This window comes from Streptomyces olivochromogenes (genome assembly GCF_001514115.1).
GTDB lineage: Bacteria > Actinomycetota > Actinomycetes > Streptomycetales > Streptomycetaceae > Streptomyces > Streptomyces olivochromogenes.
In genome coordinates this window covers 206,545-232,858 of sequence record NZ_KQ948467.1, presented here as the reverse complement: position 1 = coordinate 232,858, position 26,314 = coordinate 206,545, and the positions used below count along the sequence as shown (strand labels likewise).

Sequence of the window (26,314 nt, the reverse complement as noted above, 5' to 3'; positions counted from 1 at the left end):
GATGGAGGCGCAGCGACCGGGATCAGGTGCCATCACCGAAGCCTGGCTTGGCAACGATCACGGAAGAGACGTCCCCACCACATCACTCGCACGCTTCTCCGGCACCCCGGCAGCGATCAAGGTGGTGATGACGAGTGGGACGACATCATCATCCGGCGCTGAGGCCCGCGGGCCACGGGCTTGATCACGACAACCTTGGTAGATCTGTATTGCATGGTGGCAGCGCAGAGGCCAATCGGTACGTCCGATTTTGGCAGAGCGACAATCGGCTGTTCTTTCGGCGTGCGCCATTCTCGCCAGCAGTCGCCGCCTGTGAAATTCGCACGGTCGATGCCGACCCATGCAGGCTGAAGCTCTGAGTCGCGCAGACAATCCTCGGCGCCGCGGCGGTGAGGGCCGTGGATGCCGGGGGCACGTGGGTCAATCGAGCGAGATCAGCCCGTCCGGCAACCGCCCGTCCCTATAGCCGTCCATGAAGTCGAGATAGCCGTCCATGCAGTCGAGCAGCTGTACGGGATCGACCGCGGCTTCCGCCGACCCGCCGAACGTGGATGAAACTGGGGTGCGTGAACGGGGAGGTCAGGGCGAGGACGAGACGGCCGCTCTGCAGGTGGACACGGTTGCCGGATCCTTTTCGGGGCGGTGCCAGTCCTGAGGCCGGGTGCTCGTCAGCCGTGCCGCATGTCGTCCGGGTCAGCCGGAAGCGATCCCGAGAAACCCTGCGAGGCCTCTTGCGCGTCCTCGGGCCCGACCGGCGCCCCTTCACCGGTCATCCGGGACTGCGGCGTCTCCCTGATCGAGGCCTCCCCGGCGGACGGCCCGGTGTCGGCGTCGGCGGGCCTGATCCGGCCGCGCCAGCCGCCGGTTTCCTGCCCGTGCTCTTCGATGAAGCCTTTGAACCGCCTCAGGTCACCCTTCACCTGCCGGTCGAGCACACCGAGCACGTCACCCGCCTTCTCCGCCATGCCGTGGGGTTCGAACTCCATGGCCAGGCTGATGCGGGTGTGCGCGTCGTCGAGCCTCTGGAACGTGACGACGCCCCTCTGCTCGGCCTCGCCGCCCACAGTGCGCCAGGAGATCCGCTCATCGGGCAGCTGGTCGACGATCTCGGTGTCGAACTCGCGCCGGGCACCAGCGACCTTCGTCGTCCAGTGGCAGTGCTCGGCATCGATCTGACGGACCTCCTCGACACCGTCCATGAAGAGCGGGAACTCCTCGAACTGCGTCCACTGGTTGTACACACGGTGCAGCGGGACGTCGACGTCGATGGATTCCTTCACGGTACTCACGGCATCCTCCTCGCATTCGAACAGTCCGGATATTCCGGGTCAAAGCGCGCGTTCCCCGGTCGGTGGTCCCTAATCCCGGCCCTTCAGCAAAGGACCGGACGACACCGACACCCGAAAACGGCAGGTCCCCGCTCTACTTGCCGAGTTCCTCCTTGAGCTGGGCCTTGTTCATGGACGAGCGCCCTTCGATGTTGCGACGCTGGGCCTCCTCGTACAGCTGGTCGTAAGTAGGGCCTTGAGAGCCGCTGTGTGAGCGCTGACCGCCCCGCTGGGAGGACGACTTGTCCTGCGTGGACGTCCTGCTCGCCGTCTTCGACTCGCCGGTGCGGGCGCGTTCCTTGTTGACCGTGCGGGAGGCGATCTCCTTGGCCCGCTTCGTGCTCTCGCCGCGCTGCTCGGCGTTTTCCTTGATGTGTTCGTACTGCCGTACCCGCTTGGGGCTCGACCCACGAGGCATGATCACTCCCTGCCCGACTGTTGGGGCGCCTTGCTCACCCTGTGCGCCGCCGGGGCGAAGCCGCAAACGCACGCACCGCGTCCGGGCCGCCTGCACTGCCTGTGCAGCCGTCGGGTACCCCACCGAAGCGTCTCGACGTCTCGGTGCACCTGTCGATACCGATAGAGCCCCGACCGCCTGCCCTCCTACCGGCAGCCGCGAAGTCGAACGTCGTCGGCCGGGAGGCGAAGCCACCCGGCCGCGGTCCAGCAGCGGCCTCTCCCACTCCGCTCCCCCACTGTGCGGCCGACCAGTGCCAAGAGAGTTGGCTCGGAGGCCGACGGCATGCCTTGGGCACACGGACCCTGGCCGTCCATAGCCTCCTCGTCGACTGTCGCCCCGTCCCGATCACGGCTCAGTGCTGTCACTGTCCCGTGGTGCGGGTCTGCTGGTGAGAGAGGTCCAGTCATGGCGTCGGTGGTTCAGAGAGAGGGGGTTGAGGGTCTCGGTGACCGCCTCGGAGATCCCCTGCTGCAACCGGTCCGACAGCGGAGCACCGTTGACCGCCCCCACCAACTCATGGGCCAGGTGGTGGAGTTTGGTGTTGGTGCGCTGCGAGACCTCGAGCAGGACGCTCCAGGCGTCCTCGGCGTTCAGACCGAAGGAGGCCATCAGGACCCCACGTGCCAGATCGATGACCGGCCTGGTTTGCATGACCCGTTTGAGCTGGCCGATTTCGACGCGCAGGTCCTCCTCGACATCCTTGGGCAACCCGTCCTCCTCCACGGGGTTGGGGGTGGTACCAGTACGCATGCCCCGGCTGTTGGCGGCAATGCCGGGACCGGCGTCATCCGGGTGCGGGAAGAGCGGCCAGGTGCGGGTGAGTGTGAGCAGGCGCTCGACCGCGATCCCCGCGGTCTGGATGCGGACCGTTTTAGCCGCCACCAGGGCCAGGCGGCGGATGTGCAGCAGGACGTTGAGGCCGGAGCAGTCACAGAAGTCGACCCCGGCGAGGTCGAGGTCGAGGCCGTGGACTGACTGGGCCAGCGCTTCACGCAGGGCGTGCCGCAGCGCCTGCTCCGTGTCGATGTCGAGTTCACCCGTGACCGCCACAACCGTCCGCTCGCCGGCGGGGTATGCCGCGACCTTCAGGAACGGCGAGGTGTGGGCTCCAACGGTGCCATCCGCCTGCGTTTCGTGGACGGCTTCGTCCGCGCCCCTCGCCTGGGAAGAAAGCAGATGTTCTTGCATGGGAGTCGCTCCCGAGGCGTCCACTGGTCTTTGCCTCCTCCAGGCTCGACCTCTCCCACCTCGCACGTCAAGAGATACATGAACTCATTTTCACCCTTTTGAATACGTGAACGTCGGGCACTACGCTGAGAGGCATGGGTGGAGTACCCGAGGGACACAGTGGCTGGACCTTCCTGACCAACCACGCCCGAGTGCTGGCCGCGATCGACGACGATCCGGGCACCCGTATCCGTGACATCGCCGCGCGATGCCGGCTCACCGAACGCGCTGTCCAGAAGATCATTTCCGATCTTGAGCAGAACGGCTATCTCACCCACACCCGGCAGGGCCGCTCGAATCTCTACCGCATCGAAGAGGGAACCGTCCTCCGGCACCCGGCCGACGCCGCGGCCTCACCGTGGCGGGCCTGCTGGCCGCCCTCGACCAGCACGAGAACTCCCACGAAACCCGGCCCCGGCAGGGGGCAGGGCACCAGTGGAGCGATGGAACGGAGTGGCCTGCTGACGACGACAGCATGACGGCCACGAGATCCGTTCAGGTCGGCCGTCACCGAGTGAAGTCATGACTCGCGATGATCGACCTTATGGGGACGGCTCACGAGCAAGGCCACGGGGTGCGGCCTGCGCTGAATCGCCGATGACTTCGAGGGGCGGCAGTAGCTCAGTCGACCCGCGATCGAGGAGGAGCCGGGCGCGGCGAGGCCCGCGCGAGCGTCCCGTGCAGCCCCGCCGCCCTTGCATGACTGGGCACTCAGCTTCCTGGGGAAGCTGGTGCACTGGCCGCGGGGCAAGCCACGCGGCATGCCGGCCGACGTCTGCTGCACGGCCTCGACAACTGCGCGACCCTCAGAGCGCCCTTCGCGCGGTCACACAGAAGTGCGCTCCGTCGGGGTCGGTCAGGATCGCCTCGGTCGAGCCGAGGCCGTGCTGATGGGCCGTGCCGCCGTGTGCGCGCGGCGCGGGCAGCGGCCTCGACATCGTTCGTCACCGCCGAGCGACAGTCCGGTGTGCCGCTGGGGCGCCCGAGCTATGCCCGGGAGATCGCGGCCGTGATCGCGTTCCTCGCGGACGGGCTCGTTCTACGCCATGGCCGCTTCTTGCGTGAAGGACGGAGGGGGACTGCGGCTGGGAGCACAGGCCGGCAGCCTCCCCGACGAGGCCTGGCGCGTGAGCATACGCAGGAGGCGTTACCCGATCAGGGCCACCACCATGGCGATCAGCCCGATCGCTACCAGTGCCACCACCACCATGATCAGGACGAGTGCCATCGGCCCCCATGCCTTGCCGGTGGATGACTCCGGATGGGAGATGCCAGAGATGCCCCCTTCGGCGGGCGGTGTCTCACCGGGTGACACACCGCGGCCCTGCTCGATTCCCGGGGTTCGCGTCGGGTCGGGGTCAGGAGTCGTCATGGCGCACACTCCTCTCGAGGCCCAGCTCTTCGTGGGCTGGTCACGTCGTTGGGTTTGGCAGATGGTCAGCGGGCCGTGGGGAGTCGTGGTGGGCGTGGGGCCCGCCGTCCGACCGCGTGGGAGTGGCAGAGAGCAGGCCGATCAATTCGAGTCTCCAGGCATCGCACCACCACCCTCGTACGGAGGAGGACGCATTGCTTGTCGGGCCGCGCAGCGCTGATGTCGCCGAGAGCGGACTCTGGGTCGCGTTCGATGGCCGGGTCGCCGCCACCGAGGTCTTCGGTTCGACGGTCACCAGGGCTTTGTCATGAGGTCGCTGACACGCTGGGTCGTGGAACCATCTCTCCATGTAGTAGGCGGTGCTTTCACCGCCGTTCAGCCTCCGAGTACCCGTAGTCCATCGGTCCCAACGCCGTCACCAGGAGCGCGCGGACGGCGCTCGCGAATCTTTCCGGGCGATCCTGGGATAGGCACCATCGTCCAGGAATGCCTGGACCATGGCCACGTCCGCATGGCCCCCGCAGACCGGAGCCGGAACGGTCCGCGACACGGCCGGCACCTCCCACAAAGCAGTAGCCAGGCGCAGAGTCACCTTGTACGACCAGAACGCTGCGCCCGGTCAACGGCTCGGGACGGCGGTCTCCCCTGCTGACTCGCGGTCGGCGAAGACGTTGGTGTCCAGGTGTTTGAGGAGGTCGGCGGGATCTCGGTACAACGCGCGGGCGCCGCCGCTTCCAGGTCCGCGCGTGGGATCCCGCCGGACAGCACCGCCACGGGGACCACCCCGTCCCGCACGGCGGCCTTCATGTCCCAGACCGTGTCGCCGACGAACACGGCTCGTTCACTGGGCACGCCGGCTGGCTCCCTGGGGCGACGTCGGTGAATCCGGCGTCGCCGTAGGGGCGCACCGCTTCGACGACGGCGTCCACGTCGCCACCACAGGGAACGGACTCGGACACGTCCTCGGGCCGTACGAACTGGGTGGCACCGGCGAATCCGGCGGGTACGGGCAGCTCGGAGTTGACCGGCCAGCCGCTGCCGAGCCAGCGGAACTGGTCGTGGGCGCGGGCGATCGCCGCGTCGCGGTCGGTGGCGTAACAGATGGGCAGTTGGCCGACCCTGGGCTTGCCTGTCCCGCCGTACCGGTCGAACGCGGAGATCAGTTCCGGCCTGGGTTCAGTGGCGATCACCAAGTCGGCGGCGTGACCGGCGAGTTCGCATGAGCGGTCGCCCGAGACGGCGACACCGATCGGCGGGGGTGCGTCGGGCGGATCCCACAACCTGGCGTTCTCCACGTCGAAGTGGGCACCGTGGTGGTTGACGTTCTCCCCCGCGAAGAGCGAGCGGATGATCTCCACTGCCTCCTCCAGCATCTCCAGCCGGACGTGCGGGGCGGGCCAACCGCCGCCGACCACATGTTCGTTGAGGTTCTCCCCGGAGCCGAGGCCCAGGCGGAACCGCCCCTGGGAGAGGAGTTGCATGGTGGCAGCCTTCTGGGCCACGACGACCGGGTGGTAGCGGGTCGTCGGGCACGTCACGTACGTCATCAGGGGAATGCGTTCGGTGGCCTGCGCGGCGGCACCGAGCACGCTCCACGCGTAGGAGGCGTGGCCCTGGGACTCCAGCCAGGGGAAGTAGTGGTCGGATGTGACCGAGAAGTCGAAACCGGCCCGCTCGGCACCAACCGCATGGGCAACCAGCTCCCGCGGGCCAGCCTGTTCGGTCATCATCGTGTAGCCGATCTCCACCATGCCGTCATCCCCTCGTGGGTCGCCTCGCGAATACGGTCCGCCGGCTCGTCGCCGCTTGGTCGTGAGCCACAGGACCTCCTGCTCCTGAGGCGCGTCATCGGAGGGCCGGTCGGTGGGAAACGCCGTCCGCGGAACGCCGAAGGCCGGCGGGGCGGATCCTGTCAGCTGTCAGCAGGCGGACCGATCCCTGACACGGGTGCGTACCCAACTCGTTCCTCTCGCACGGCCGTCAGGCGGGCAGCTCGTCGGGCACGGGATGCCCCGGACGTGGACTGGCAGAGGGTGGGACGCCCCTCCGCCCGGTTCCGTCCTCATCCGCATCAGGGATCTCCGGGCCGGGAACCTTCGCGTCACGCATCTCCGACGACGGCTCCGGCTGCTCGTCGGCGGTGGCCTGTCGCTGGTCGGCATCACCGTCGGTGGGATGCGCCGCACCCGCTCCCTGAGTGCCGACGTCGGAGGGAAAACGGAGCACATCCGTCGGCGGAAATGGCCAGGGCCGTGGATCGGTAGCGGGCGCGCAACTGGTCATCCGTCGCTGACGAGATCGGTCCCGATCGTCCGGTCACCCTCTATGAGAACGTCTTCCGTCGACGCGGCGTCATGTCCGCCCTTTCTTGGGAAACACGTACTCGTCGAGGACCAGGCCGACGGCGACGGCCGCCGGGATGGCGACGAGGGCACCGATGATGCCAAGGAGCGCCCCGCCGACCAGCACCGCAAGCACAGTGACCAACGGGTGGACATCGACGGCGAATTTCATGGTCCTCGGCACAATGAGGTAGTCCTCGGCGACCCGGAAGACGACGTAGAAGACGGCGGTCGCGATCGCGATCGGCAGCGACACGGACAATGCGACGAGGCTGACGACGATCCCGGCGAGAGTGGAGCCGACGATCGGAATCAGGTCCATCAGGGCTGTGAAGATGCCCAGCGCAGCCGCATACGGGACACCGGTGGACGCGCACCAGCCGAAGGTCGCTACACCGGCGATCCCCGAGGTGACGAGGTTACCGAGCATGAACTTCCCTATCCGGTTCATGATCTCTTCGGCCACGCCCTCGACCCGCTCGCGGCGGCTGGCCGCCACAAAGCGGTAGCAGAACTGTTTGATGGTCGGCAGTGCCGCCATGCAGTACAGGGTCACCGTGATCACGATCGCAGTGGACGTGACGGTACTCAGGACCATCTGTCCGGCGCCCAGTACGCCCCCTGCCAGACCGGTCGCTCCGTCTCCTGAGCCGATCTGCTGCTTGGCCCTCTCGACCAGGTGGTAGCGGTCCTCCAGGCGACCGATCGCCGACTGGTGGTCGTGGAGCTGCTCCAGCCAGTGGGGCACCGCGTCGACCAGTGCGTTGATCTCCTTGGCCACCGGCGGAATGACCAGAGCCAGGAATCCGCCGAGTACCACGATGAACCCCGTCAGCACGATCGCGACGGCCCAGCCGCGCCGCAGACCACGGCGCGTGAACCACACGACGAGTGGTTCCAGACTGATCGCGACGAACACGGCCAGCAGCAGCAAGGTCAGCATCGAACTGACCCGCAGAACGGTCTGAACAGCGAGCCACGCCAGGCTCGCGCCCAGGCCCAGGGCGAACCCCACTGTCACCCATGACTGCCTACGACCGCCGCGTGGATCTCGATGCGGCGGCCCCTGGGGTCCCTTCCAAGACGCCTGTACGGCGTCCGTCGGGCCAGGGTCGGCGCCGTTCACGCCCGTCTCTTCCACCGCACCGTGCTCCTCCCGAGCGGACTCGGGTCCGGACTGCGCAGACATCGCGACGCCTCTCCTCGACTGCCTCGAATGGGCGCAGGTGTCACCGCTGAACACCCCCGGCCGCCTCTCGCCGTGCATGACCCTGGCAGTGACACTCACCCTGTGCCGTCGCCCACGAGCAGTTCGTCCGAGACGGGTTGGTGGCACCGTTCCCGTGTACCCCGGCACTCCGCTCGTACCGCGTCCATGGCCGGACATCCAGAGCGTGGAGGTACGCCACTTCAGGTCCGGGAATCTGACCCGTCACGAGACCGTCGAGGAGGAGAGCGGAAAGGAGACCCTGAGCAGCCTCGAAGAGATGGACCCTCGATCGCCCGCGTTCGAGAAGCAGCTCACCGCGCTCCGCGCGGACGTGCCGGCCCGCTCAGAGGCCAAGCAAAACCAGGAGTTCCATCATCTGGGACCGCAATGAACCAGGCCGAGTTACTCAGGATGGCCACCGCCTTCGAGGCTGCAGCTGCATTCCCAGCCACCCGGCCGCATCTCCGCGCTGACAGCGCGCTCAAGAACCTCGCGAGCGCGCCGGACACCGACGGCACGGAAGCCAACCATACGCAGTCGGGGCACAGCCTCCAGATCAACCTCACCGCGGAACACCACCGCGGTCACAGCGGTGTGCGCAGTGAGGTACGGCCATCTCGCCAGGCGGTGAGGAGGTGGTTACCGAGCCGGGTTTCGGTCCATACGGTGGCGTCGACACCGAATGCTATGTCCTGGTCGAGGAACGGTTCGGTTTCGAGGAGGCCGCCGACGACGTCCCGGCGGACGATCTGCTCGTGGACCGCATCGGCCTCGACGTGCTCGGCATAGAAGTGGACGGCGGCAGGGCCCGCGCCGACCCGTCGCAGTCCGTGGGCTAGGCGTCGTGAGCCGGGCGATGAAGTGGTCTCCACGGCTGCGAAGTGGCCCACCAACGCTCCGCGCAGCGCACGATGGAGTCCGAACAGAGACATGAGGTTGACGCTCGTCAGCATTTCCGCGCCGGCCGTGTCGACGTATCGTCCGTACGCGGTGTCGAGGCCGAGGTCCGCCATCAGGTCGGCGAACAGCCGGGCGTGGATGCGCTCGGGCCGTCCGGCGCCGAACTCGTCGTACTCCACGGCGACCATCGCGGCCTTCGCGCGGCCCGTCAGCCGCGGGATCACCCAGGCGTGCGGATCGGCTTCCTTGAGGTGATAGAGGGAACGTTGGGCCGCGTACTCGCGGAACTGCCACAACTCCCCTCGTTCCTTGAGGAAGTGGGAGGGTCCGTCGCCGTCGACGGGTTCCACGAGGATATCCGCGAGGGCTTCCGCGGCGTTTCTCGGCGATCCGGTGTCGGCCCGGAGCGCGGACAGGAAACTGTGTTCCATCTCCGCGCGCAGCCGCAGCAGGCCGGGCTCCCACTCCCACCCGGGATCGACGCCCACGAAGCTTCGGTAGTGCAGTTCGTAGCAGAGGTACAGCGCCAGTTGCAGATCGTCCCCGTACGGGTCCGCGTGCGCCGCCGTCACCCGCCGCGGCAGCGGCGTCCCGGCGGGGCGGGTCAGGGCCTGGCGGACCGTACGTGAAAGTTCGCCCCTGCTTCGAGGCAGCGCGGGGCCAGTTATGTGGTGACGGGCGGCCGGTGCGGTGGTACTCATGTGGTCCGTCTCTTGGCTCGGTCACGGTGGCTGGTGTCGCACCAGGGGTAGACCCGGCTGCGCCGGCAGACGCAGAGCGCGACGGTGAAACGGTCCGAGCGCACGGTGCTCCCGTCGTCGAGTACGACCTCGACCGGTCCTTCGACGAGAATCGGTCCGTCGCTCGTCAGCACGACGCGGCGCGGTTGTTCAGCGGGGCCGTTCGGCACGGATGATCACCAGCTCTTCCTTCTCCTCGTCGGCGTCGACGAGTCCCCGCTCCCGCAGCCACGCGCCGCGCGAGCGGAGCACGGGACCGAACGGCACAAGACGCCGATCGGTCACTCGGGCTTCGAGCCCCGACCGCTCCAGTCCGGCCAGGGTCGGTGTGATGCCGCACAGGGCAGAGTGCACGAGCAGCAGTACACCGCCGGGACGCAGCAACGTATGCGCGCTACGGCATATCCGATCCAGCAGGAGGCGACCGTCGGCACCCGCGTCCCACGCCACTGCGGCGCGGTGGCGGCGGGGGACTTCCCCGGGTGTCGGGACGTAGGGCGGATTGCTCACGACGAGGTCGAACCGGCGGCCGACGACCGGGGCGAAGAGGTCACCCCGGAGGACTTCGACATGCAGGCGGGCGAGCCTGGCGTTGAGCCGGGTGGCGAGGACGGCTCGGTAGGTCCTGTCGACGGCGGTGACGCGGGCGCCCCGCCGGGCCGCCGCCAGGGCGAGAGCGCCGGCACCGGTTCCCACGTCCAGGACAGCGGCTCCCGCAGGTACGTGCTCCCGGTCCAGGGCCTGGGTCAACAACTGGGTGTCGTCCTGTGGGGTGTACACCCTCCACGGGGCCAGCAGCGAGCCGCCCTCACCGTCGTTCCACGCCATCATGCCGAGCACACGTACACCTCCCAGCCCACGCCCCGAGCGTGTCACCGGACGCACCCGTCGGGTGGCTCAATGCGAGGGGCGTCTCACGGGCGAGCCTCCTGGGGCACACCCGGCCAATGAGTCACTGCTGCGAGTGCCCGGCAAAACGGGCCTCACACAACACAACGGACACTTCTGCAATCACTCAGGCGTCGCAGCCACACCCACAGGGCACGGAGTGGCGGCGGTTCACAGGAGTGGCCATGTCGAAGATCGAGGATTCCGTCGAGGTCGGCACCCGCACCAAGGTCACGCTCCAGCTCGACCAGACTTGCAGGGTCTCACCGACACCGTCGGAAACAAGCTCGGCTTCGTCGGTCGGCAGGCCAAAGGCAAGCCGAAGAATTCAAGGAGTTCATCGAGGCACACGGCACCGAGACCAGCGCCTGGCGCAGCGCCGTCTGAGAGCCCGGCCGGGGCTGGGACACCAAACTGTTGAACGCTTACCCGGCATCCGATCTCTTGAGGCGGGAACCAAGTACCGTGATCGACCTCGACCCCTTCACCGACTTGCTCGACTATCCGATGTATGTCGTGACCGCCGAAGCTCACGGGGAAAAAGCCGGCTGCCTGGTTGGGTTCGCCTCGCAGTGCTCGATTCGGCCCGCCCGGTTCATGATCTGGCTGTCCAAGGCCAACCGGACGTGCCGGGTGGCCGAGCACGCCGAACGACTCGTGATCCATCTTCTCCGCCGCGACCAGGACCGGCTGGCCCAGCTCTTCGGCGGCGACCACGTCGGCTTCCTTCTCGCTCCGGAGGCGGCGGAAAGCCTCATGGGCAACCGCACCCCTCTGCTGACGTTGAACGACACCCATGACATCACCCCGGGCCACCCAGCGAACTGAGCCATCGATACGGGCGTGAAGCTCCTCCTAGTTGGTGCCCCTGCGTTGGGCGCCTGCGCCGTGTCACCGCTCCCAGACCCACCGCTACCGTTCCCATCGCGGCGGCCAACACAACGCCATGAGGCAGGCCGGCATCGCCTTGCAGCGACGTCTCGCAGATGCACATCTCTCGTCTGATCAGCCTCTGCGGCGACCGACCGTGTGATCAAGTCATGCGCGGTCTCGTCGGTGGAGGTGCTATGTGAACCGGCGTACGACGCTCCTCGACGCGGGCGAGATCCTGGCATGGTGGGCCGTTCTCACCCTGCTGTGGCTGGTCTTCATCAGTGCGGTGACCCCCATGGAACTCGTCGTAGGCACCTCCGCCGCGCTCGTCGCGGCGGTCGCGGCGTGGGGTGCACGGCGGGCGGTGAGCAGGTGGTGAACGGCTGGACCCTCACCGCGACGGCCGCGCTCACCGTGGGAGGCGGGGCCACGGTCTGGGGCGTCGCCACGGAACCGCTGCGTCGCCGGGTCGTGGCACAGAACCTGTCCACCTCGCTGGCCTGCCCCACTCTGCTGCTCCTGGCCCAGGGCTACTACCGGCCGTCGTACGTCGATCTCGCCCTGCTCCTGGCCCTGTTGGGGCCGGTCGGCACCCTCGTCTTCGCCCGGCTGCTCGCGGAGGATCTGGCTGAAGATCCGCCGCGGGCGAGGGGGCTCACGTACGCGGTCGCGGCGTTCGGTGGCGGCGTCGTGGTCACCGTGCGTGTGGCCACGGGCCCGGGCCGTGCGCTGGTGAAACTCCTGGTCGTCGGTGCCCTGTTGATCGGCGGGAACCTCACCGCGTCCCGTGCCCTGTCCGGCGGCTTCACGGGGAGCCGGCGTGGATGACCCGCTGATCGTCGTGGCGCTGCTGCTGGTCGCGGCGTCCGCGACCGCTGCCGTGGCCACTCGTGATCCCTCGCGGCAGGCACTCGTGCTTGCGGTGCTCGGGACGGTTCTGGCCGTTCTGTTCACCGTGCTCCAGGCCCCCGACGTGGCGCTCTCCCAGCTTGCTGTGGGCTCCGCCCTGACTCCCCTGCTGCTGATGCTGTCCGTGCGCAAAGTCCGGCGGCCGCAGCGGCGGAAGGAGCAGGAAGGTGACCCGGCGGGTGCGGCTGATCGTCCTGGCCGTCGGCGGTACGGGCCTCGCGGCCCTGCTGGTCGCCGCCTGCTTCTGCCTGCCGGGCTTCGGCGGGGACCGGCACCCGTACGGGGACCGGGTGGTGCGGGCCTCCCTCGCCCGGCACACCGCGAACACGATCGCTTCCGTCAACTTCGACCAGCGCTCCTTCGACACCCTCGGCGAAATGAGCATCCTCTTCGCGTCCGTCCTCGGCACCGTCGTCCTGCTGCGCCAGACCCGCGACGAACACCGCGCCGAACCCGAACCCGAGGAGGTCGCGCTCCCCGTACGCCGGTACGCGCTCGTCGTCTTGCCCGTCGCCGTCCTCACCGGCCTGTACGTGATCGCGCATGGCCAGCTCAGCCCGGGCGGCGGCTTCCAGGGCGGTGTCGTGGTGGCGACCGCCCTTCACCTGCTCTACCTGGGCGCCGACTACCGCGCGCTGGAGCGCATCCGCCCGGTCGGCACCTACGAGGCCGGCGACGCCCTCGCGGCCTCCGCCTACCTCGTGCTGGGCCTCGCCGGCGCCGTCGCCGGCACCGCCGTCCTCGCCAACTTCCTTCCCTATGGCACTTTCAACACCCTGTCGTCGGGCGGCACCGTCCCGCTGCTGAACGCGGCCATCGGCATGGAGGGCGCCTGCGCGGTTGTCGTGCTGCTCGCCCGTTTCCCGGACCAGGCCGTGGAGATCGAGAAAGGAGACGGGAGGTGATGTCGGTCCTGCCGTATCTCGTCGCCGCCTGGGTATTCCTCGTCGGCTGCTACGGGCTGGCGACCAGCCGGAATCTCATCCACGCCGTGGGCTGTCTCGCGGTCTGCCAGTCCGCCACCTACGTCCTGCTGCTGGCCGTCGGCTATCGCGACGGCGGCACCGCGCCCGTCTTCTCCGACCTGAAGCCCGGCTCGCGCCCCGTGGTGGACCCGGTGGTCCAGGCCCTCGCCCTCACCGATGTGGTCGTAGGGGCGACGGTGACCGCCGTACTGCTCGCCCTGGTTCTGCAGATCTCCAAGCGCCATGGCACGGTCGACCCCGACGAACTCTCGGAGCTGCGCGGCTGATGCACCACCTGCTGCCGGTACTCGTCGCCGTCCCCCTGCTCGGAGCCACTGTCCTCGTCGCCTGCGGGCAGCGCCTGCCCCGTGTCGTCGCCGAGACGCTGGGTTGCGCCTTCGCCGCGGGGACGGCCGGACTCGCGATCGTCCTCCTGCTCAACGCCTCGCCACCCCTGACCGAATGGGTGGGCGGCTGGACCCCCGTGGGCGGCGAGAGCGTCGGGATCGTCCTCGTCGGGGTCGGCCCCGGCCTCGGCATGGCCGCGGTCGCCTCGCTTCTGACCGTTGCGGCTCTGGCGTACTCCTGGCACTACTTCGACGACGCGCCCCGTCGCCACGCAGGCTCCTTCCCCGCCCTGATGCTGCTCTTCCAGGGCGGCATGTGTGGCTTCGCGATCGCGGGGGACCTGTTCGACGCCTTCGTGTTCTTCGAGTTGATGAGTGTCGTGGCGTACGCGTTGACAGGTCATCGCGTCGAGGAGGCGAAGGCCGTACAGGGCGCGTTGTCCTTTGGTGTCCTCAACTCCCTTGGCGCGTATGCCGTATTGATGGGTATCGGTCTGTTGTACGCGCGTACCGGCGAACTCACCTTGGTGAAGATCGGCCAGGGTCTCGACCGGCACGGCGGCCCCGACGCCCTCACCCTCACGGCCTTCGCGCTGGTCCTGACCGGTCTGCTGGTGAAAGCCGCGGCCGTGCCGTTCCACTTCTGGCTGCCGGACGCGCACGCAGTCGCCCCCACGCCCGTGTGCATGCTGCTGTCCGGCGTCATGGTCGAACTCGGCGCCTACGGCGTCTGGCGGATCTACCGGACGGTCTTCTCCGGCCTCGCTGTTATCCCGGCGTCGGACCTGGAGCGCGCCCTCGTCGTCCTCAGCGTACTGACCGCCGTGGTCGGCGCGGTCATGTGCTGGTACCAGCGGCACGTCAAGAGGCTGTTGGCGTACTCCACGGTCGCCCACATGGGGCTCTTCCTCATCGGGATCGGCAGCCTCAGTCCCGAGGCCGACGACGGGGTCGCGCTGTACATCCTGGGCCACGCGGGGGTGAAAACCGCCCTGTTCGCCTGCACCGGCGTACTCCTCGACCGGTACGGCTCGGTTGACGAACACGCCCTGCACGGGCGCGCCCGCAGGCTGCGCGGAGTCGCCGTACTGTACGTCGTCAGCACATTGAGCCTCGCCGGTCTGCCGCCCTTCGGCATCGGCCTGGGGAAGGCGGTGCTGGAGGAGTCGGTCGGCGGTCCGTTGACCGTGCTGTTCGTCGCCGTGTCGGCGGTGACCGCGGGCGCGGTACTCCGGGTCGCCACGCGAGTGTTCTTCGGCCTCGGCACCCAGCCCGGCGACGGGTCGTCGTACGAGACCACCGGCATCAGAGAGGAACCGGAGACTCGGCACCGGCTGAGCCGGGTGCCGGACACCATGACCGCGGTTCCCGCCGTGCTGCTCGTCGCGTCCCTCGCCGTGGGCGCGGTACCCGGCTTCGCCGCCGCGGTCGGGCACGCCATGTCCGGCGGGGCCGCCCCGTCGCTGCACTGGACCCGTGGCCGACTGCTCCTCGGTCTCACCTCGACCCTACTGGCCCTCGGCCTGGCCACGCTCGCCGTGACCCGCTCCAAGCCGCTCGGCGAACCGTCATGGATGGCTCCGCTACGACGCCTGCAGTCCGGCCACATCGGCGACTACGTGGCGTGGATGCTGGTGGGCACGACGCTGCTTGCGGCGCGGGCCCTGCCGGGCATCCTGAACGGCTGAGCGGACCAGGGTGACAGAGGCGACGCCGACGCATGATCGAGCCGGGCCGGGATACCCCAGTGGTATGGCACGGACATCGGAACCCGGACAGCAGGTCGAGCGCCCTAGGCCGGACAAGCCCACCAAACTGCCCAAGCGGTCCTGGTGGGCGGTACTCAAGGGCACGATCAGGGAATTCCAGAACGACGAACTCGCCGACCGTGCCGCCGCCTTGACCTACTACGGGGTCCTGTCGCTGCTCCCGGCACTCGTGGTCCTGGTCTCACTGCTCGGCATCGCCGGCAGGTCGGCGACCCAGCGAGTCCTGGACAACATCGAGAAACTGGCGCCGAGTTCGGCCCGGGACATCATCAGCGACGCGGTACGGCAGCTTCAGGCGCCCGGCGGCCTCGGCTCGATCGTGGCCGTGGTCGGCATCGTGCTGGCGGTTTGGTCGGCCTCCGGTTACATCGCGGCGTTCATCCGCAGTGCCAACGTGGTGTACGACATGCCCGAGGGTCGCCCCGTGTGGAAGGTGCTGCCGATCCGGGTCGGTGTCACGGTGGTGCTGCTGGTCCTGACGGTGATCAGCGCACTGATCGTGGTGTTCACCGGCGGCGTGGCCCGCGCGGCCGGTGCGGCGCTCGGAATCGGGGACGCCACGCTGAAGGTGTGGTCGATCGCGAAGTGGCCGGGGCTGGTCATCCTGGTCATGGTCATGATCGCGATCCTGTACTGGGCGGCGCCGAACGTGAAGGGCCGTGGCTTCCGTTGGGTCACTCCGGGCAGTGTGCTGGCCCTGCTGGTCTGGATGATCACCTCGGCGGGGTTCGCGTTCTACGTGGCTCACTTCGCGTCGTACAACAAGACGTACGGCACGCTCGCCGGCGTGATTGTTTTCCTGATGTGGCTGTGGTTCAGCAATATCGCGGTCCTGCTCGGCCTCGAATTCGACGCGGAACTGGCCCGCCAGCGTGCCGTCATCGGCGGACTCCCGAAGGGTGAAGAGCCATACCTCCCGCCCCGTGACACCCGCGCCTGGAGCAAGGAAGACCACCGCCGTATGGAGTGACGCCGCTCGCGACCGAGAAGGCAGCCGAGCACGCGTGGGGGCTACGCGCTCTCAGCCCACGGCACCGGGCCCGTCAGCACTCATGCGACATGAAAGTCGCGAAGTCCCACTGGAAGCGCTTCAGGTCGCGCAGGAGGCGGCCCGGCAGGTGTTCTTCGCCCACGAGGTGGGGAGGCGAACCGGGTCCGGCCGTCGACACCGTCGGCCACATGGAGCTCGCCGCATCGCACGCTGCCCCCGTGGCGCTGGAGGCGGCTCACGAGCGCCGCCGTCAGGGCGCCGGCGCAGCCGACGGGCACCCGGAATCCATGGCGCTGTTCGGTGTCGGGTTGCTGTCGGCGTCGTCGTCGGCCTGCGTGGAGGGCAGCACTGCTTCCTCCGCTTGTCTACGGTCCTCGGGGCCACCGCTTTCCCCAGGGGCCTGCGAGGGAGAGGTGGGCCGGGTGCGCTTGTGCTGGCTCAGCGCGTGCTCCAGGTATCTGGTGAGCGCTGTCCCACCGCTCGTAGCCCGTGGCCCGAGGTGCAGTCGTTCGGAGGCATCCACCATGTCCTACGGTCCCGTGGACCGGGCGTCTACCGCCTCGCATCGCGGTTCTCGCGCGACGCGTGGTGCGCCCGCCTTCGCTCCGGCGCGTGGTCAGCGGCCGAAGGCCCCAGGTGCCAGCCGGTCGTCGGGCAGGCCCAGACCGAAGGCGGCTTCGTTGACGAGTCGGTCGGATCCTGCTCGGCCGTGTTGATCGGGATGGCGCCGATCGCCTCGGCGATGCGGAGCCGACCCGGCAGGACATGCGGCCGTGGTGACAGGAGCTTCGTGCACGGAAAGGAGCAGCATCCCCTTCAAGGCACTTACCCCAGCCTGTTCCAGCGGGAAGACATGAACGGGGAGCAACGGCGCAGACGCCAGGGGGCCGGATGCTCGTGTATGTGCTGCTGCCCTGTGCTGGCGTCACGGAGCACGTGAGTGGGCCCGAACTCGTCGAGTTCGGGCCCACTCACACACAAAAGTCAGACGATGGGCTGGCCACCTGCGGGGGTGACCGGGCGATAGTAGGCACCCAGTTCCTCGCGGTATCCGGCGTCGCCGAGGTGCTTGTCCCGGTGGAACTCAGGGGCGTTCTTGATCTGCTCCTTGGACCGGTCGACGAAGATCTTCTTCTTCTCCAAGTCGATCTGGATTACGGTGCTCGCCGGGAGGAGAACCTCCTTGCCGAAGATCCAGACCCCGGTGTCCACGACCAGGTAGGCGTCACCGACCTCGTCGGAGTGCTTGTCGACCTTGCCGATGTCGCCGTCGATCGCCTCGACCTTGTAGCCGGTCAGATCGCCGCCGGCCAGATGGCCCGAGGTCGACTTGTAACTCCACACATGCTCAGTCACGCGAAAACAACTCCTCCGGTAAACAGAGTGCAGCGAGGGAAACCCTGCCGCCCTTCCTTATTTGCATACCCCACGGGGTAGCTCTACCTTCCGCCCGAAATCCGATTGCTCCGGACCCGGCGCTTCATTCGTCCAAGTCAGGAGACAAAGAAGCGGGAGGCCGTCGAACGGCGGAGGTCAACGTAAACGTCGGCATGGGCGTAGTGGCCCCCTCCGGAGAGGGGAACGGCCACCGCCATGTCTTTTCTGAGTTCAGCCGAAGCCCACACCGCTACCAGCGGTACCAGCGGCCACTACCGCCCTTGGGCCGGGCGACGAAGCCGATCAGCCACAGGACCAGCACGACGATCGCGACCCACCAAAGGATCTTCAACGCGAAACCCGCTCCGAAAAGAATCAGAGCCAGCAGCAGAACGAGAAGCAGGGGAACCATTATTACCTCCGAAAATCCGTGTGCCCCAGCCGTACCCGCCCACACCTACGGATTTACAAACCACCTGAATACCTGTCGCGAAACACCCGGTCAGTCCATGATCCGCCGAAATAGGGGATACAGGTGAAGCGCGTGGGCAGCCGGGGGCGCATGGCCATCACAGGAACCACTCCGCTCCGCGCCGTCGCCCTCGCCCTCGCCTGCACCCTCTCGCCCTCCTCTGCCGCGTCCAGCTCCCCGCTGCTGGCCGAGCAGACCATTGCCGCCCTCGCCGAGCACGGAGTCACCGGCTAGACCATCCGGATCTCCGACCACGACGTACGGCCCGGGGTGAAGACCGATATGGGTGACGGCGATGCGTGGCCCGGGATCCGGGACACGATCATGGACGCCGACATCCTCATCCTGTCGACGCCGATCTGGCTGGGCCACGCCTCCAGCATCGCCCAGCGAGTCCTGGAGCGCCTGACCGCGGAGATCTCCGAGCTGACGACGAAGGCCGCATGCTCACCTACGGGAAGGCCGCTGCGGTCTGCGTGGTCAGCAACTAGGACGGTGCTCACAAGGTCAGCGCCGACCTCTTCCAAGGCCTCAACGACGTCGGGTTCTCCCTCGCCCCGAACGCCGTCACCTACTGGGTCGGCGGAGCCATGCAGGGCACCGACTACCAGGATCTCGACAAGACCCCGGAGGCCATCATCGGCGCCACCAAGACCCTGGCCGCGAACACCGCCCACCTCGCCCGACGGCTCAAGGACAGTCATTATCTGTCGGTTTAGACGGTTTGCTACGCCGTTCCTGATGGTCGATTGGCTCCCGAGACGGGTTCCTACGCATGGACGCAGGACATGCGCAGCTCCGTCAAGGCGTCCCATGCCGAGTCGGGAGCGAACAGTCCTGTCGACGTGCTCCGCCCAGGGACGAACAGCACATAGTGCCTTGCAAGGTAGGACAGGTCACCCCATGGCTCTTGGGCGTGCGCACGTGCGAGCACCTGGCCACAACGCGTACAGGCAATCCACGGGACAACCAGGAAATCAGCCAGTGCCGTGTCGGTCCCGACAGAGGATCCGGGCAACGGGACGGTGTCGGCATGCTCAATCAGCCTCAGCCTGGGATCGTCGTGGTGGTCGCCGAGGCATCGGGCGAGGCCGGGAGCGAGTGCAGTCCACATACCCCAGACCTCGGCCGCCACAGCGATCTCGGCCCGCACGTTCTCACTGATGGGCACCTGATGCTCCAGAAGGCCGGCAACGAGCCTGTCGAGTCCGGCCTCCTGCTCCCCGATGTCCCAGCAGTCCACAATTTCCGCGGCGTGAGCGGGTGGTAGGAGCGCGGCGAACCGACGCCACTGGGTTGCTTCATCGATCACGCGGCCGAGGGTATCGGTGCCGTCGCCGATCAGGCCGCGGTAAGGCACCGATGACAGATGCCGCTAGCAGATGAGGATGGCAGCGATACCGACGAAGCCGAGGAAGTACTCATGCTTGCGTTCGCAGCGTCGGCGCAGGCGGCGACATCCCGTCAGCCAGGACACTGCCCGCTCCACGACCCGGCGATGCCGGCCCACTCGTTGCGAAGACTCGATTCCTTTGCGGGCGCTGCGCTGCATGATTCCACGCGCTCGGAGTCATCGCCGCAGATGGCCGCAGTCGTGCCCCTTGTCGCCGTGAAGCTTGGCAGGCCGCCAGCGGCGTGGTCCGCAGCGGGACCGGATGGGCGGAATGCCGCCGATCAAGGGCTCCAGACCGCAAAGCACCGCCATGAGGCACCGGCGGTGAGTTTCTCTCTGCTTCGGGACGGAGTGATCACCCCGTAGGGCGCGGCGCATAAAACACCGCCTGCTCAGGGTTTCGCCCCTGCCTCAAGGGCACTCGGACAATGAGCGCGGAGGTACTGAGATGAGTGCTGGAGAGAAAGCCAAGGCAAAAGCCGAACAGGTTATCGGAAAGACCGTGCGAAAGGCGGCCCACGCGGCGCACAAGGATGTCCTCGCAGCAAAGGGCGCCGCCCTCGAAGCTCGGGGCATGATGCGGGGCGCGAAAGAGAGGACCAAGGACTCCCTCAAGCACTGAAAATGTCATGATATTGAGTCACCGTGGTCGCCTGGCACTGAAGCGTTGATAAGGAAACGACAAGGTAAGATCTGTGTGAACAGGGTCACCGCAGCCTTGAGGATCTTGTCCCGGCACGGCGGCCCCGGGACTCCCGTCCGGGCGCGAGGTTTCGCATCCCAAGTCGCCAGAAGGCCGAACCGTCGAGCGCCCGCAGGGTCTCCTCGGCGGCGGTGTACTCGTCCCAGGCGTGCACGCACAGCAGGTCGACGCGGTCGGTGACCAGCCGGCGCAGGCTTTCCTCGACGCTGCGGCGCAGGCTCTTGTGATGGCTGCCGCGGAGTTCGGGTCGTTCCTGTCGGTCGGCAGGGTGCACTTCGCACCGAGGACGACCGCATCGCGTTCGGCCGACACGAGACGACCGACGATGCGTTCGCTCGCGCCGTCGTGGTAGACGTCGGCGGTGTCGAGGAAGATGCCGCCCGCCACGCGGAAGGCGGCGTAGATCTCCCGGCAGGACACATCCTCGGCCCCGAATCCCCCCTCGGTGCCGAACGTCATCGTGCCCATGCACAGTTCGCTGACGCGCAGGCCCGACCGGCCGAGCAGGCGCGACCGCATGGAGTCAGGCATCGTCGTCGACCACCCAGCTGACGAACCGGTGCAGGGGATACATCGCGTCGTACGGACCGCCGATGCTGCCGCTGAGGGCGCTGCCCAGATTCACCACTCGCTGGACACCCGCGCCGGCCAGCCGATCGCACAGCGCGACCTTGCGGTGCCCGGGGTACACACCCACGGTCTGGGTGGCCACGGTGGCAGAGGCGGCAGCGTCGAGCAGCGAGTCGACGGGCACGACGTTGACCGTCTTGTGCGTGGGGTGGAAGTCGACCGGTTCGGGTGAGCGGACGACCAGTCCGCGCCCGCCGTAATCGCCCAGACCCGGTACTCCGGTTCGAGGAAGCGCAGCACGTCGACGGCCTCGCGGACCTCGCTCGGCGTTTTGGGCCCGATCTCGGAGGCGAACTCCCGCCGCACGCCGAGCCGTTCGTACAGCAGGGCGCAGAAGCGGAAGCCCGACCCGACGTACCGCGCAACCAGTTTGTCGAAGTACTGGGAGCGGTACAGCACCCCCTCGACCTGTTTGTCGCCGCCCCGCCAGTACACCGCGGACATCGACCGCAGCACGGGGTGGTCCGGGGCGATGTACGCCATGGTGCGCAGCACGGCCGCCGTGATGAAGGGCCGGTCGGCCGAACCGCGCCTCCGCCCCGTCACCAGGTCTGCTCGGCGGGGCGCACGAGGATCTCGTCGACAGCCACCCGACGCGACGGTCCCGGGTGACGATGTAGGAGACCGCGTCGGCAATGTCCTCGGGGCGCAGCAGTTCCATGCCCTCGATCCGGCTCTCGATCGCTCGCCCTACACCGTCGCGGAGGTGCGTGCTCAACTCGGTGCCCACCGTGCCGGGCTCGGCCACGCTCACCCGGACGCGCTTCTGCATGACCTCCCGCCGCAGGGCTTCGGTGAATCCGGCGACAGCGACGCCGTCCGGTCGTCATCGGAGAGGAGGCCGTCCGCTGCTCACGCTGGATCAACGGGACCTCGACGACCCCGCCCGGTCCGCGCCCGTTCCGTGCCCGAACCACGCCCGGACAGCCGCCCCGCTCCCCCGGCGGGATCAGCTCTCCGTACGCACCGGGTGCTTGCTCATGATCGAGACCCGGTTGAACGCGTTGATGGTGATCGCCACCCAGATCACCGCGGAGATCTGGTCGTCGGTGAGGACGTCACGGGCACCCGCCCAGGCGGTTTCCTGCGCGGTGGCGTCGACCGGCTCGGTCGTCGCCTCGGCCAGTGCGAGGGCCGCGCGTTCCGCGGGAGTGAACAGCTCGGTGTCCCGCCAGGCGGCCAGCACTCCGAGCCGCTGCGCCGTCTCGCCCGCACGCAGGGCGGCCCGAGTGTGCACGTTGAGGCAGTAGGCGCAGCCGTTGATCTGCGACACCCGGAGGTTGATCAGCTCCACCACCGTCCGGTCGAGCCTCGCGTCGGCGGCAGTCGCGCGCACCGCTTCCGACGTCTGGACCAGTGCGTGGTAGGCCTTCGGGCTCTGCTTGTCGATGAAGATCCGCTGCGTCGCGGTTCCTGTCGCGTGGCTGCTCAACCCCGGACTCCGTCCTACTATGCTGCGAGTATCATTGTTGAATCTGAAACTATCATGGTGACGGAAGGCGGTCCCCGGTGAGCGATGTCGACGTTCTCTCCCCACGTGACGTACCCCTGGGCGGCCCGCGCGCGATGACCGTGCGGCGCACGCTGCCGCAGCGCGCGCGGACCCTGATCGGAGCATGGTGCTTCGCCGACCACTACGGTCCCGACGACATCGCCGAGACGGGCGGCATGGACGTCGCCCCGCATCCGCACACCGGACTGCAGACGGTGAGCTGGCTGTTCAGCGGGGAGATCGAGCACCGCGACAGCCTCGGCAGCCACGCGTACGTACGGCCCGGCGAGTTGAACCTCATGACGGGCGGGCTCGGCATCAGCCACTCGGAGGTGTCCACCCCGCGCACCACGGTCCTGCACGGCGTCCAGCTGTGGGTGGCGCTGCCCGAGGAACACCGGCGCGCCGAGCGGGACTTCCAGCACTACGTCCCCGAGCCCCTGCGGATCGAAGGGGCCGAGATCAGGGTCTTCCTGGGCTCCCTCGCCGGTCAGGAGTCCCCGGTGCCCACCTTTACTCCCCTGCTCGGCGCGGAGATCGTCCTTGAGCCGCGCGCGACCGTCACGTTCGCCGTGGACCCCGGCTTCGAGCACGGGCTGCTGGTCGACCACGGGGACGTCCGCTTGGCCGGCACCTTGCTGCGTCCGGCGGAGCTGGGCTATGTCCAGACCGGAACCGCATCTCTGACGTTGGTGAACGAGTCGGACGACCCGGCTCGCACCGTACTGCTCGGCGGAACCCCGTTCGAAGAGCAGATCGTCATGTGGTGGAACTTCATCGGCCGTAGCCACGAGGACATCGTCCGCGCCCGGGAGGACTGGGCGAACGCCTCCGATCGCTTCGGCACCGTCGAGGGGTACCCGGGGGACCGTCTTCCCGCTCCCGTTCTTCCGCATGCCACCATCTCGCCACGCGGCAACCCGCCGCGTCGCCGACCCGCACCCGCACCCGCACCCGCACCTGAAGGGCACCTCATGACCGAGTCTCCCGCCGCTCCGACCGTCGAGCGGAACGACGCCAGGCATCGCTACGAGATCCTGGTCGACGGCAAGCGCGCCGGCCTCACCGCCTACCGCGACCGCGGTGAACAGCGCGTCTTCTTCCACACAGAAGTCGATGACGCCTTCGCCGGGCAGGGCCTGGCCTCGCAGTTGGTCGAGTACGCGCTCACCGACGTGCGCGACCTCGGTATGCGGATAGTGCCCGTGTGCCCCTACGTCGCGAAGTTCCTGAAGAAGCACGACGAGTTCGCCGACATCACCGATCCTGTGACCCCCGAGGTCCTGGCGTGGCTGGACACGGAACTGGGCTGACCCACGCCACCAGCGGTGCCTTGGACGGGAAACGTCACCAGCACCGCTTTCGACGAGCCACCGCTCCCCGGCCGACCCACCGCCGCGCAGGCGCCGGTGCGAGGCCGGGGGCGGAGACCGCCCCCTTCGCGCGATGGTCAGCGTCCGCCGCGCACCATCCGCGCCGCCCAGGCGGACCCGAATGTGCTTGTCCGCCGTTCCGGCACCGCACTACCTTGCCGGGGTGGATCTCTTCTCACTCTCCTGGACAGCGTTGCGCACGGCGGTCGCCCAACTCCCGGACGAGGATTTCACGCAGCCGTCCGGCTGTACCGGTTGGCTCGTACGAGACCTGGTGTGCCACCTGATCATCGACGCACAGGATGTCCTGATCACCCTTGTCACCCCCGCCGAAACGGAACCTACGCGCGACGCGGTGACGTACTGGGACGTCGCCGAAACACCGCCGACCGGTGACGACCCGCTCGACGCACTGACCGTCCGCCTGGCCGCCGCGTACGAGGAGCCGCGGCTGCTCAAGTTCCACTTGGACGACGTCGGCTCCGCCGCAGGTCGCGCCGCCGAACTCGCCGACCCGGGCCTCCGGGTCAGCACCCGCGACGAGGTCCTCACCGCGGGCGACTACCTCTCCGCGTACGTCCTGGAGTGGACGCTGCACCACCTCGACCTGGTCGCGCACCTCCCGGACATGGCGGGACCGCCCGCGGAGGGACTTGCCCGGTCACGCGAGATGCTGGAGAAGATCGCCCGGGCCACGTTCCCCGCGTCGCTGTCCGACAAGGACGCGCTGCTGGTCGGCACCGGACGGCGTGCCCCGACCGAGGCGGAGAAGGCCGAACTGGACGACTTGGCCGCGAAACTCCCGCTCGTCATCGGATGATCGTCTGGCTGAACGGACCCTTCGGCGTGGGCAGAACCGGGCTGCCCGCACGGCCCATGACTCCGCGGCTTCGCTGGGTAAGAGCTTCGCCGTGCTCGGGTCGGCCGACGCTCCTCGACCTTGGCGGCCCGCAAGCCCCGCCTGCCGCAGGACCGCTGGAGCGGCCGAAGTTCAGTCGGCGTGCTCGTAGTTGGTGAAGAGGCCGATGAGGCTGTGTGGGGCGTTGTCGTCGAAGCACAGCTCGTGGTTTTGGGCAGCCTCGGTGGCGGCAGCGGCGCTCCGTGGGAAGAGGGCTTCCTCGTACGTGATGAGCGCGGCCTCGATGTTGTCCGGGTGAGCAGCGATGGCCTTGCCGAGTTCGGCGCCGTCGAACATGGCGAGGTTCGCGCCCTCGCCGGCGAAAGGTGACATCAGATGGGCGGCGTCGCCGAGCAGCGTCACGCCGGGCACGCGGTCCCACCGGTGTGCGATCGGCAGGGCGTTGACGGCCCGCGGAACCGGTGCGGTCTCGCCGTCGGTGATCAACGCGGTGAGTTCCGGGGCCCAGCCGTCGAACTCCTCCGCGACCCGGGCCGTAGCCGCGCCCGCGTCGGTGAAGTCGATGGCGGAGATCCACTCCTGGGGCTTGTTGAGCGCCACGTAGGTATGCAGGACGCCGCCGGGCTCCCGGTGGGCGAGGATCCCCTTCCCGGGTGCGAGTGCGAAGAGCGCGCCGCCGCCGACCGCTTGTGCGCTGGCCGGGTGGCGGGTGTCGCCGTCGAACAGGTACGTCTCGATGAAGGATATGCCGACGTACTCGGGTGTGGCGTCGGACAGCAGCGGACGGATCCGCGACCACGCCCCGTCCGCGCCGACCAGGAGGCCGGTCTCCACCGTCGGCCCGTCCGCGAACGTCACTTCGTGCCGCCCTCCCCCGAGAGGCCGGACCGCGGTGGCCTTGTGCCCCCACTTGATCGTGTCGGCAGGCAGTGAGTCGAGCAGAATCTGCCGTAGGGCGCCGCGGTGGAGCTCCGGACGCCCGCCGGTGCCATTGTCGGGTTCGTCGAGGAGCACGGTTCCGTTCCGGTCGAGGACCCGTGACGCCTCACCGCCCTTGTGGATGAGGCCGCGAAACTCATCGAGGAGGTCGGCCGCGTCGAGGGCGAGCTGCCCGTTGTACTCGTGGATGTCGAGCATGCCGCCCTGTGTGCGGGCGGTCGGTGAGGTCTCGGCCTCGTAGATCGTCGCGCGGATGCCGTGGACGTGGAGGACGCGGGCGAGGGTCAGTCCTCCGAGCCCGGCGCCGATGATCGTGACGTCAGTGGTCATGGTGGTTCCTTGCCTTCATCGTGGTTCCTTGCCTGTCGCAGCCCGCCGGACGGGAAGCCCGCAGACCCTCCCTGGAACGCTGTTCCAACACACCCTGGAACGACGTTCCAGAGATGTCAAGCTGGAACAGTGTTCCAGGCATGTGTCAGGATGTACGCATGGCAACCAGGACACGCCGTCCGCAACGACGAGAGGAACCACTCTCCCGCCGGAGCATCGTCGAGGCCGCGATCGGACTTCTCGACACCGCGGGCGAGGGCGCACTCACCTTCCGCGCACTGGCCGAGCGCCTCGCCACCGGACCCGGCGCGATCTACTGGCACGTCACGGGCAAGGACGAACTCCTCAACGCCGCCACCGACGCCGTCATCACCACCACCGTGACCGCCAGCACCACGGACACCGACACCACGGACACCACCGGT

Annotated in this window: 27 protein-coding genes and 8 pseudogenes; 15 read left to right on the top strand and 20 right to left on the bottom strand. The window is 68.2% G+C overall.

What is annotated here, in order from left to right; genetic code table 11:
- Positions 1-827: 827 nt before the first annotated feature.
- From AQJ27_RS36640 to AQJ27_RS36630, 3 genes and pseudogenes are all read right to left on the bottom strand, one after another.
- Positions 828-1,289, bottom strand: a pseudogene (locus AQJ27_RS36640) (SRPBCC family protein); the annotation flags it as partial.
- Between the two features lie 133 nt (positions 1,290-1,422).
- A complete protein-coding gene (locus AQJ27_RS36635) occupies positions 1,423-1,746 on the bottom strand; it encodes a plasmid stabilization protein (RefSeq protein ID WP_067378400.1) in 324 nt (107 codons plus the stop codon).
- A gap of 387 nt (positions 1,747-2,133) precedes the next feature.
- The gene (locus AQJ27_RS36630) at positions 2,134-2,976 is read right to left on the bottom strand and encodes an ANTAR domain-containing protein (RefSeq protein WP_067378397.1); all 843 of its coding nucleotides are present in this window, start codon (positions 2,974-2,976) and stop codon (positions 2,134-2,136) included.
- Between the two features lie 134 nt (positions 2,977-3,110).
- Here AQJ27_RS36630 and AQJ27_RS36625 point away from each other — a divergent pair.
- Positions 3,111-3,541, top strand: a pseudogene (locus AQJ27_RS36625) (helix-turn-helix transcriptional regulator).
- 280 nt (positions 3,542-3,821) lie between these two features.
- Here AQJ27_RS36625 and AQJ27_RS60255 read toward each other — a convergent pair.
- The 5 genes and pseudogenes from AQJ27_RS60255 to AQJ27_RS36610 all read right to left on the bottom strand — a co-directional run bounded on the left by AQJ27_RS60255 (position 3,822) and on the right by AQJ27_RS36610 (position 7,750).
- Entirely contained in the window at positions 3,822-3,953 is a 132-nt protein-coding gene (locus AQJ27_RS60255) for a hypothetical protein (RefSeq protein ID WP_268814650.1), read from the bottom strand.
- Between the two features lie 209 nt (positions 3,954-4,162).
- Positions 4,163-4,387 carry a DUF6480 family protein gene (locus tag AQJ27_RS36620; RefSeq protein ID WP_067378394.1) on the bottom strand — a complete coding sequence of 75 codons (225 nt, stop codon included), beginning with the start codon at positions 4,385-4,387 and terminating at the stop codon, positions 4,163-4,165.
- 619 nt (positions 4,388-5,006) lie between these two features.
- Positions 5,007-5,251 (bottom strand): annotated as a pseudogene (locus tag AQJ27_RS59110) (HAD family hydrolase); the annotation flags it as partial.
- Complete coding sequence (locus tag AQJ27_RS36615) at positions 5,191-6,138, bottom strand: TIGR03557 family F420-dependent LLM class oxidoreductase (RefSeq protein WP_079065501.1); 948 nt, start codon at positions 6,136-6,138, stop codon at positions 5,191-5,193. The gene AQJ27_RS36615 and the pseudogene AQJ27_RS59110, both read right to left, overlap by 61 nt.
- Positions 6,139-6,739: 601 nt before the next feature.
- The gene (locus AQJ27_RS36610; RefSeq protein ID WP_067378392.1) at positions 6,740-7,750 is read right to left on the bottom strand and encodes an AI-2E family transporter; all 1,011 of its coding nucleotides are present in this window, start codon (positions 7,748-7,750) and stop codon (positions 6,740-6,742) included.
- A 322-nt stretch (positions 7,751-8,072) separates the two neighbouring features.
- Here AQJ27_RS36610 and AQJ27_RS36605 point away from each other — a divergent pair, with 322 nt between their 5' ends.
- A complete protein-coding gene (locus AQJ27_RS36605; RefSeq protein WP_159064470.1) occupies positions 8,073-8,330 on the top strand; it encodes a hypothetical protein in 258 nt (85 codons plus the stop codon).
- 193 nt (positions 8,331-8,523) lie between these two features.
- On the opposite strand, the gene AQJ27_RS36600 is transcribed toward AQJ27_RS36605, so the two are convergent.
- Genes AQJ27_RS36600 through AQJ27_RS36590 form a run of 3 tightly spaced genes read right to left on the bottom strand, consistent with a single transcriptional unit; the run spans position 8,524 to position 10,410 of the window.
- Entirely contained in the window at positions 8,524-9,540 is a 1,017-nt protein-coding gene (locus AQJ27_RS36600) for an iron-containing redox enzyme family protein (protein ID WP_067378387.1), read from the bottom strand.
- A complete protein-coding gene (locus AQJ27_RS36595; RefSeq protein WP_067378385.1) occupies positions 9,537-9,749 on the bottom strand; it encodes a CDGSH iron-sulfur domain-containing protein in 213 nt (70 codons plus the stop codon). The genes AQJ27_RS36600 and AQJ27_RS36595 overlap by 4 nt, the downstream gene beginning before the upstream one ends.
- On the bottom strand, positions 9,730-10,410 hold the full coding sequence (locus tag AQJ27_RS36590; protein ID WP_067378568.1) for a HemK2/MTQ2 family protein methyltransferase: 681 nt from the start codon (positions 10,408-10,410) through the stop codon (positions 9,730-9,732). Before AQJ27_RS36590 ends, AQJ27_RS36595 begins: the two co-directional genes overlap by 20 nt.
- A 522-nt stretch (positions 10,411-10,932) precedes the next feature.
- On the opposite strand from AQJ27_RS36590, the gene AQJ27_RS36585 reads away from it, so the two are divergent.
- The 8 genes and pseudogenes from AQJ27_RS36585 to AQJ27_RS36555 all read left to right on the top strand — a co-directional run bounded on the left by AQJ27_RS36585 (position 10,933) and on the right by AQJ27_RS36555 (position 16,300).
- Positions 10,933-11,295: a flavin reductase gene (locus tag AQJ27_RS36585; RefSeq protein WP_235613977.1), complete on the top strand. Its 363-nt coding sequence runs from the start codon at positions 10,933-10,935 to the stop codon at positions 11,293-11,295.
- Between the two features lie 241 nt (positions 11,296-11,536).
- On the top strand, positions 11,537-11,719 hold the full coding sequence (locus AQJ27_RS36580) for a hypothetical protein (RefSeq protein ID WP_067378383.1): 183 nt from the start codon (positions 11,537-11,539) through the stop codon (positions 11,717-11,719).
- Positions 11,716-12,168: a monovalent cation/H+ antiporter complex subunit F gene (locus AQJ27_RS36575; RefSeq protein ID WP_067378381.1), complete on the top strand. Its 453-nt coding sequence runs from the start codon at positions 11,716-11,718 to the stop codon at positions 12,166-12,168. Before AQJ27_RS36580 ends, AQJ27_RS36575 begins: the two co-directional genes overlap by 4 nt.
- Positions 12,161-12,418: pseudogene (locus AQJ27_RS52920) on the top strand (Na(+)/H(+) antiporter subunit B); the annotation flags it as partial. The gene AQJ27_RS36575 and the pseudogene AQJ27_RS52920, both read left to right, overlap by 8 nt.
- Positions 12,417-13,154: an MnhB domain-containing protein gene (locus AQJ27_RS36570; RefSeq protein ID WP_067378379.1), complete on the top strand. Its 738-nt coding sequence runs from the start codon at positions 12,417-12,419 to the stop codon at positions 13,152-13,154. The pseudogene AQJ27_RS52920 and the gene AQJ27_RS36570, both read left to right, overlap by 2 nt.
- A complete protein-coding gene (locus AQJ27_RS36565; RefSeq protein WP_054230503.1) occupies positions 13,154-13,501 on the top strand; it encodes a sodium:proton antiporter in 348 nt (115 codons plus the stop codon). The genes AQJ27_RS36570 and AQJ27_RS36565 overlap by 1 nt, the downstream gene beginning before the upstream one ends.
- Positions 13,501-15,249, top strand: a complete 1,749-nt coding sequence (locus AQJ27_RS36560; RefSeq protein ID WP_067378377.1) for a complex I subunit 5 family protein — start codon at positions 13,501-13,503, stop codon at positions 15,247-15,249. The genes AQJ27_RS36565 and AQJ27_RS36560 overlap by 1 nt, the downstream gene beginning before the upstream one ends.
- Before the next feature lie 64 nt (positions 15,250-15,313).
- Complete coding sequence (locus AQJ27_RS36555; RefSeq protein WP_079065500.1) at positions 15,314-16,300, top strand: YihY/virulence factor BrkB family protein; 987 nt, start codon at positions 15,314-15,316, stop codon at positions 16,298-16,300.
- Positions 16,301-16,356: 56 nt separating this feature from the next.
- On the opposite strand, the pseudogene AQJ27_RS59105 reads toward AQJ27_RS36555, so the two are convergent.
- The 3 genes and pseudogenes from AQJ27_RS59105 to AQJ27_RS36545 all read right to left on the bottom strand — a co-directional run.
- Positions 16,357-16,617, bottom strand: a pseudogene (locus AQJ27_RS59105) (NAD(P)/FAD-dependent oxidoreductase); the annotation flags it as partial.
- 688 nt (positions 16,618-17,305) lie between these two features.
- A complete protein-coding gene (locus AQJ27_RS36550) occupies positions 17,306-17,677 on the bottom strand; it encodes a ribosome maturation factor RimM (RefSeq protein ID WP_067378371.1) in 372 nt (123 codons plus the stop codon).
- 271 nt (positions 17,678-17,948) lie between these two features.
- A complete protein-coding gene (locus AQJ27_RS36545; RefSeq protein WP_037650588.1) occupies positions 17,949-18,110 on the bottom strand; it encodes a hypothetical protein in 162 nt (53 codons plus the stop codon).
- Between the two features lie 150 nt (positions 18,111-18,260).
- Between AQJ27_RS36545 and AQJ27_RS36540 the strand changes: the two are divergent.
- Positions 18,261-18,889, top strand: a pseudogene (locus AQJ27_RS36540) (flavodoxin family protein).
- Positions 18,890-18,939: 50 nt separating this feature from the next.
- Here AQJ27_RS36540 and AQJ27_RS36535 read toward each other — a convergent pair.
- Together AQJ27_RS36535 and AQJ27_RS59100 are read right to left on the bottom strand one after the other, a co-directional pair.
- Positions 18,940-19,482 carry a hypothetical protein gene (locus tag AQJ27_RS36535; RefSeq protein WP_159064469.1) on the bottom strand — a complete coding sequence of 181 codons (543 nt, stop codon included), beginning with the start codon at positions 19,480-19,482 and terminating at the stop codon, positions 18,940-18,942.
- Between the two features lie 63 nt (positions 19,483-19,545).
- Positions 19,546-19,857, bottom strand: a pseudogene (locus AQJ27_RS59100) (transposase family protein); the annotation flags it as partial.
- A 154-nt stretch (positions 19,858-20,011) separates the two neighbouring features.
- Here AQJ27_RS59100 and AQJ27_RS57520 point away from each other — a divergent pair.
- On the top strand, positions 20,012-20,185 hold the full coding sequence (locus tag AQJ27_RS57520) for a hypothetical protein (protein ID WP_165853907.1): 174 nt from the start codon (positions 20,012-20,014) through the stop codon (positions 20,183-20,185).
- Between the two features lie 85 nt (positions 20,186-20,270).
- On the opposite strand, the pseudogene AQJ27_RS60560 reads toward AQJ27_RS57520, so the two are convergent.
- The 3 genes and pseudogenes from AQJ27_RS60560 to AQJ27_RS36515 form a co-directional block, all read right to left on the bottom strand.
- Positions 20,271-20,725: pseudogene (locus tag AQJ27_RS60560) on the bottom strand (aldo/keto reductase).
- A gap of 64 nt (positions 20,726-20,789) precedes the next feature.
- A complete protein-coding gene (locus tag AQJ27_RS60555; RefSeq protein ID WP_341866128.1) occupies positions 20,790-21,557 on the bottom strand; it encodes an acyl-CoA reductase in 768 nt (255 codons plus the stop codon).
- A gap of 288 nt (positions 21,558-21,845) precedes the next feature.
- Entirely contained in the window at positions 21,846-22,328 is a 483-nt protein-coding gene (locus tag AQJ27_RS36515) for a carboxymuconolactone decarboxylase family protein (RefSeq protein WP_067378360.1), read from the bottom strand.
- A 77-nt stretch (positions 22,329-22,405) separates the two neighbouring features.
- Here AQJ27_RS36515 and AQJ27_RS36510 point away from each other — a divergent pair, with 77 nt between their 5' ends.
- Together AQJ27_RS36510 and AQJ27_RS36505 are read left to right on the top strand one after the other, a co-directional pair.
- Positions 22,406-23,701 (top strand): bifunctional pirin family protein/GNAT family N-acetyltransferase, encoded by a 1,296-nt coding sequence (locus AQJ27_RS36510; protein ID WP_067378356.1) that lies wholly within the window; start codon positions 22,406-22,408, stop codon positions 23,699-23,701.
- Positions 23,702-23,924: 223 nt separating this feature from the next.
- Positions 23,925-24,581, top strand: coding sequence for a maleylpyruvate isomerase N-terminal domain-containing protein (locus AQJ27_RS36505; RefSeq protein ID WP_067378562.1), 657 nt, complete (start codon positions 23,925-23,927; stop codon positions 24,579-24,581).
- A 171-nt stretch (positions 24,582-24,752) separates the two neighbouring features.
- Here AQJ27_RS36505 and AQJ27_RS36500 read toward each other — a convergent pair whose 3' ends face one another.
- Complete coding sequence (locus AQJ27_RS36500; RefSeq protein WP_067378353.1) at positions 24,753-25,889, bottom strand: FAD-dependent oxidoreductase; 1,137 nt, start codon at positions 25,887-25,889, stop codon at positions 24,753-24,755.
- Between the two features lie 158 nt (positions 25,890-26,047).
- Between AQJ27_RS36500 and AQJ27_RS36495 the strand changes: the two genes are divergently transcribed.
- Positions 26,048-26,314: helix-turn-helix domain-containing protein (locus AQJ27_RS36495; RefSeq protein WP_159064468.1), on the top strand; the 267-nt coding region annotated here is incomplete at its 3' end.

Coding starts and splice junctions, on each gene's coding strand:
- AQJ27_RS57520 (WP_165853907.1), top strand. CDS start 20,012: ATGAGTGCTGGAGAGAAAGCCAAGGCAAAAGCCGAACAGGTTATCGGA.
- AQJ27_RS36545 (WP_037650588.1), bottom strand. CDS start 18,110: ATGGTTCCCCTGCTTCTCGTTCTGCTGCTGGCTCTGATTCTTTTCGGA.
- AQJ27_RS36635 (WP_067378400.1), bottom strand. CDS start 1,746: ATGCCTCGTGGGTCGAGCCCCAAGCGGGTACGGCAGTACGAACACATC.
- AQJ27_RS36620 (WP_067378394.1), bottom strand. CDS start 4,387: ATGACGACTCCTGACCCCGACCCGACGCGAACCCCGGGAATCGAGCAG.
- AQJ27_RS36555 (WP_079065500.1), top strand. CDS start 15,314: ATGGCACGGACATCGGAACCCGGACAGCAGGTCGAGCGCCCTAGGCCG.
- AQJ27_RS36500 (WP_067378353.1), bottom strand. CDS start 25,889: ATGACCACTGACGTCACGATCATCGGCGCCGGGCTCGGAGGACTGACC.
- AQJ27_RS36590 (WP_067378568.1), bottom strand. CDS start 10,410: ATGATGGCGTGGAACGACGGTGAGGGCGGCTCGCTGCTGGCCCCGTGG.
- AQJ27_RS60255 (WP_268814650.1), bottom strand. CDS start 3,953: ATGTCGAGGCCGCTGCCCGCGCCGCGCGCACACGGCGGCACGGCCCAT.
- AQJ27_RS36565 (WP_054230503.1), top strand. CDS start 13,154: ATGTCGGTCCTGCCGTATCTCGTCGCCGCCTGGGTATTCCTCGTCGGC.
- AQJ27_RS36615 (WP_079065501.1), bottom strand. CDS start 6,138: ATGGTGGAGATCGGCTACACGATGATGACCGAACAGGCTGGCCCGCGG.
- AQJ27_RS36600 (WP_067378387.1), bottom strand. CDS start 9,540: ATGAGTACCACCGCACCGGCCGCCCGTCACCACATAACTGGCCCCGCG.
- AQJ27_RS36630 (WP_067378397.1), bottom strand. CDS start 2,976: ATGCAAGAACATCTGCTTTCTTCCCAGGCGAGGGGCGCGGACGAAGCC.
- AQJ27_RS60555 (WP_341866128.1), bottom strand. CDS start 21,557: ATGGAACTGCTGCGCCCCGAGGACATTGCCGACGCGGTCTCCTACATC.
- AQJ27_RS36560 (WP_067378377.1), top strand. CDS start 13,501: ATGCACCACCTGCTGCCGGTACTCGTCGCCGTCCCCCTGCTCGGAGCC.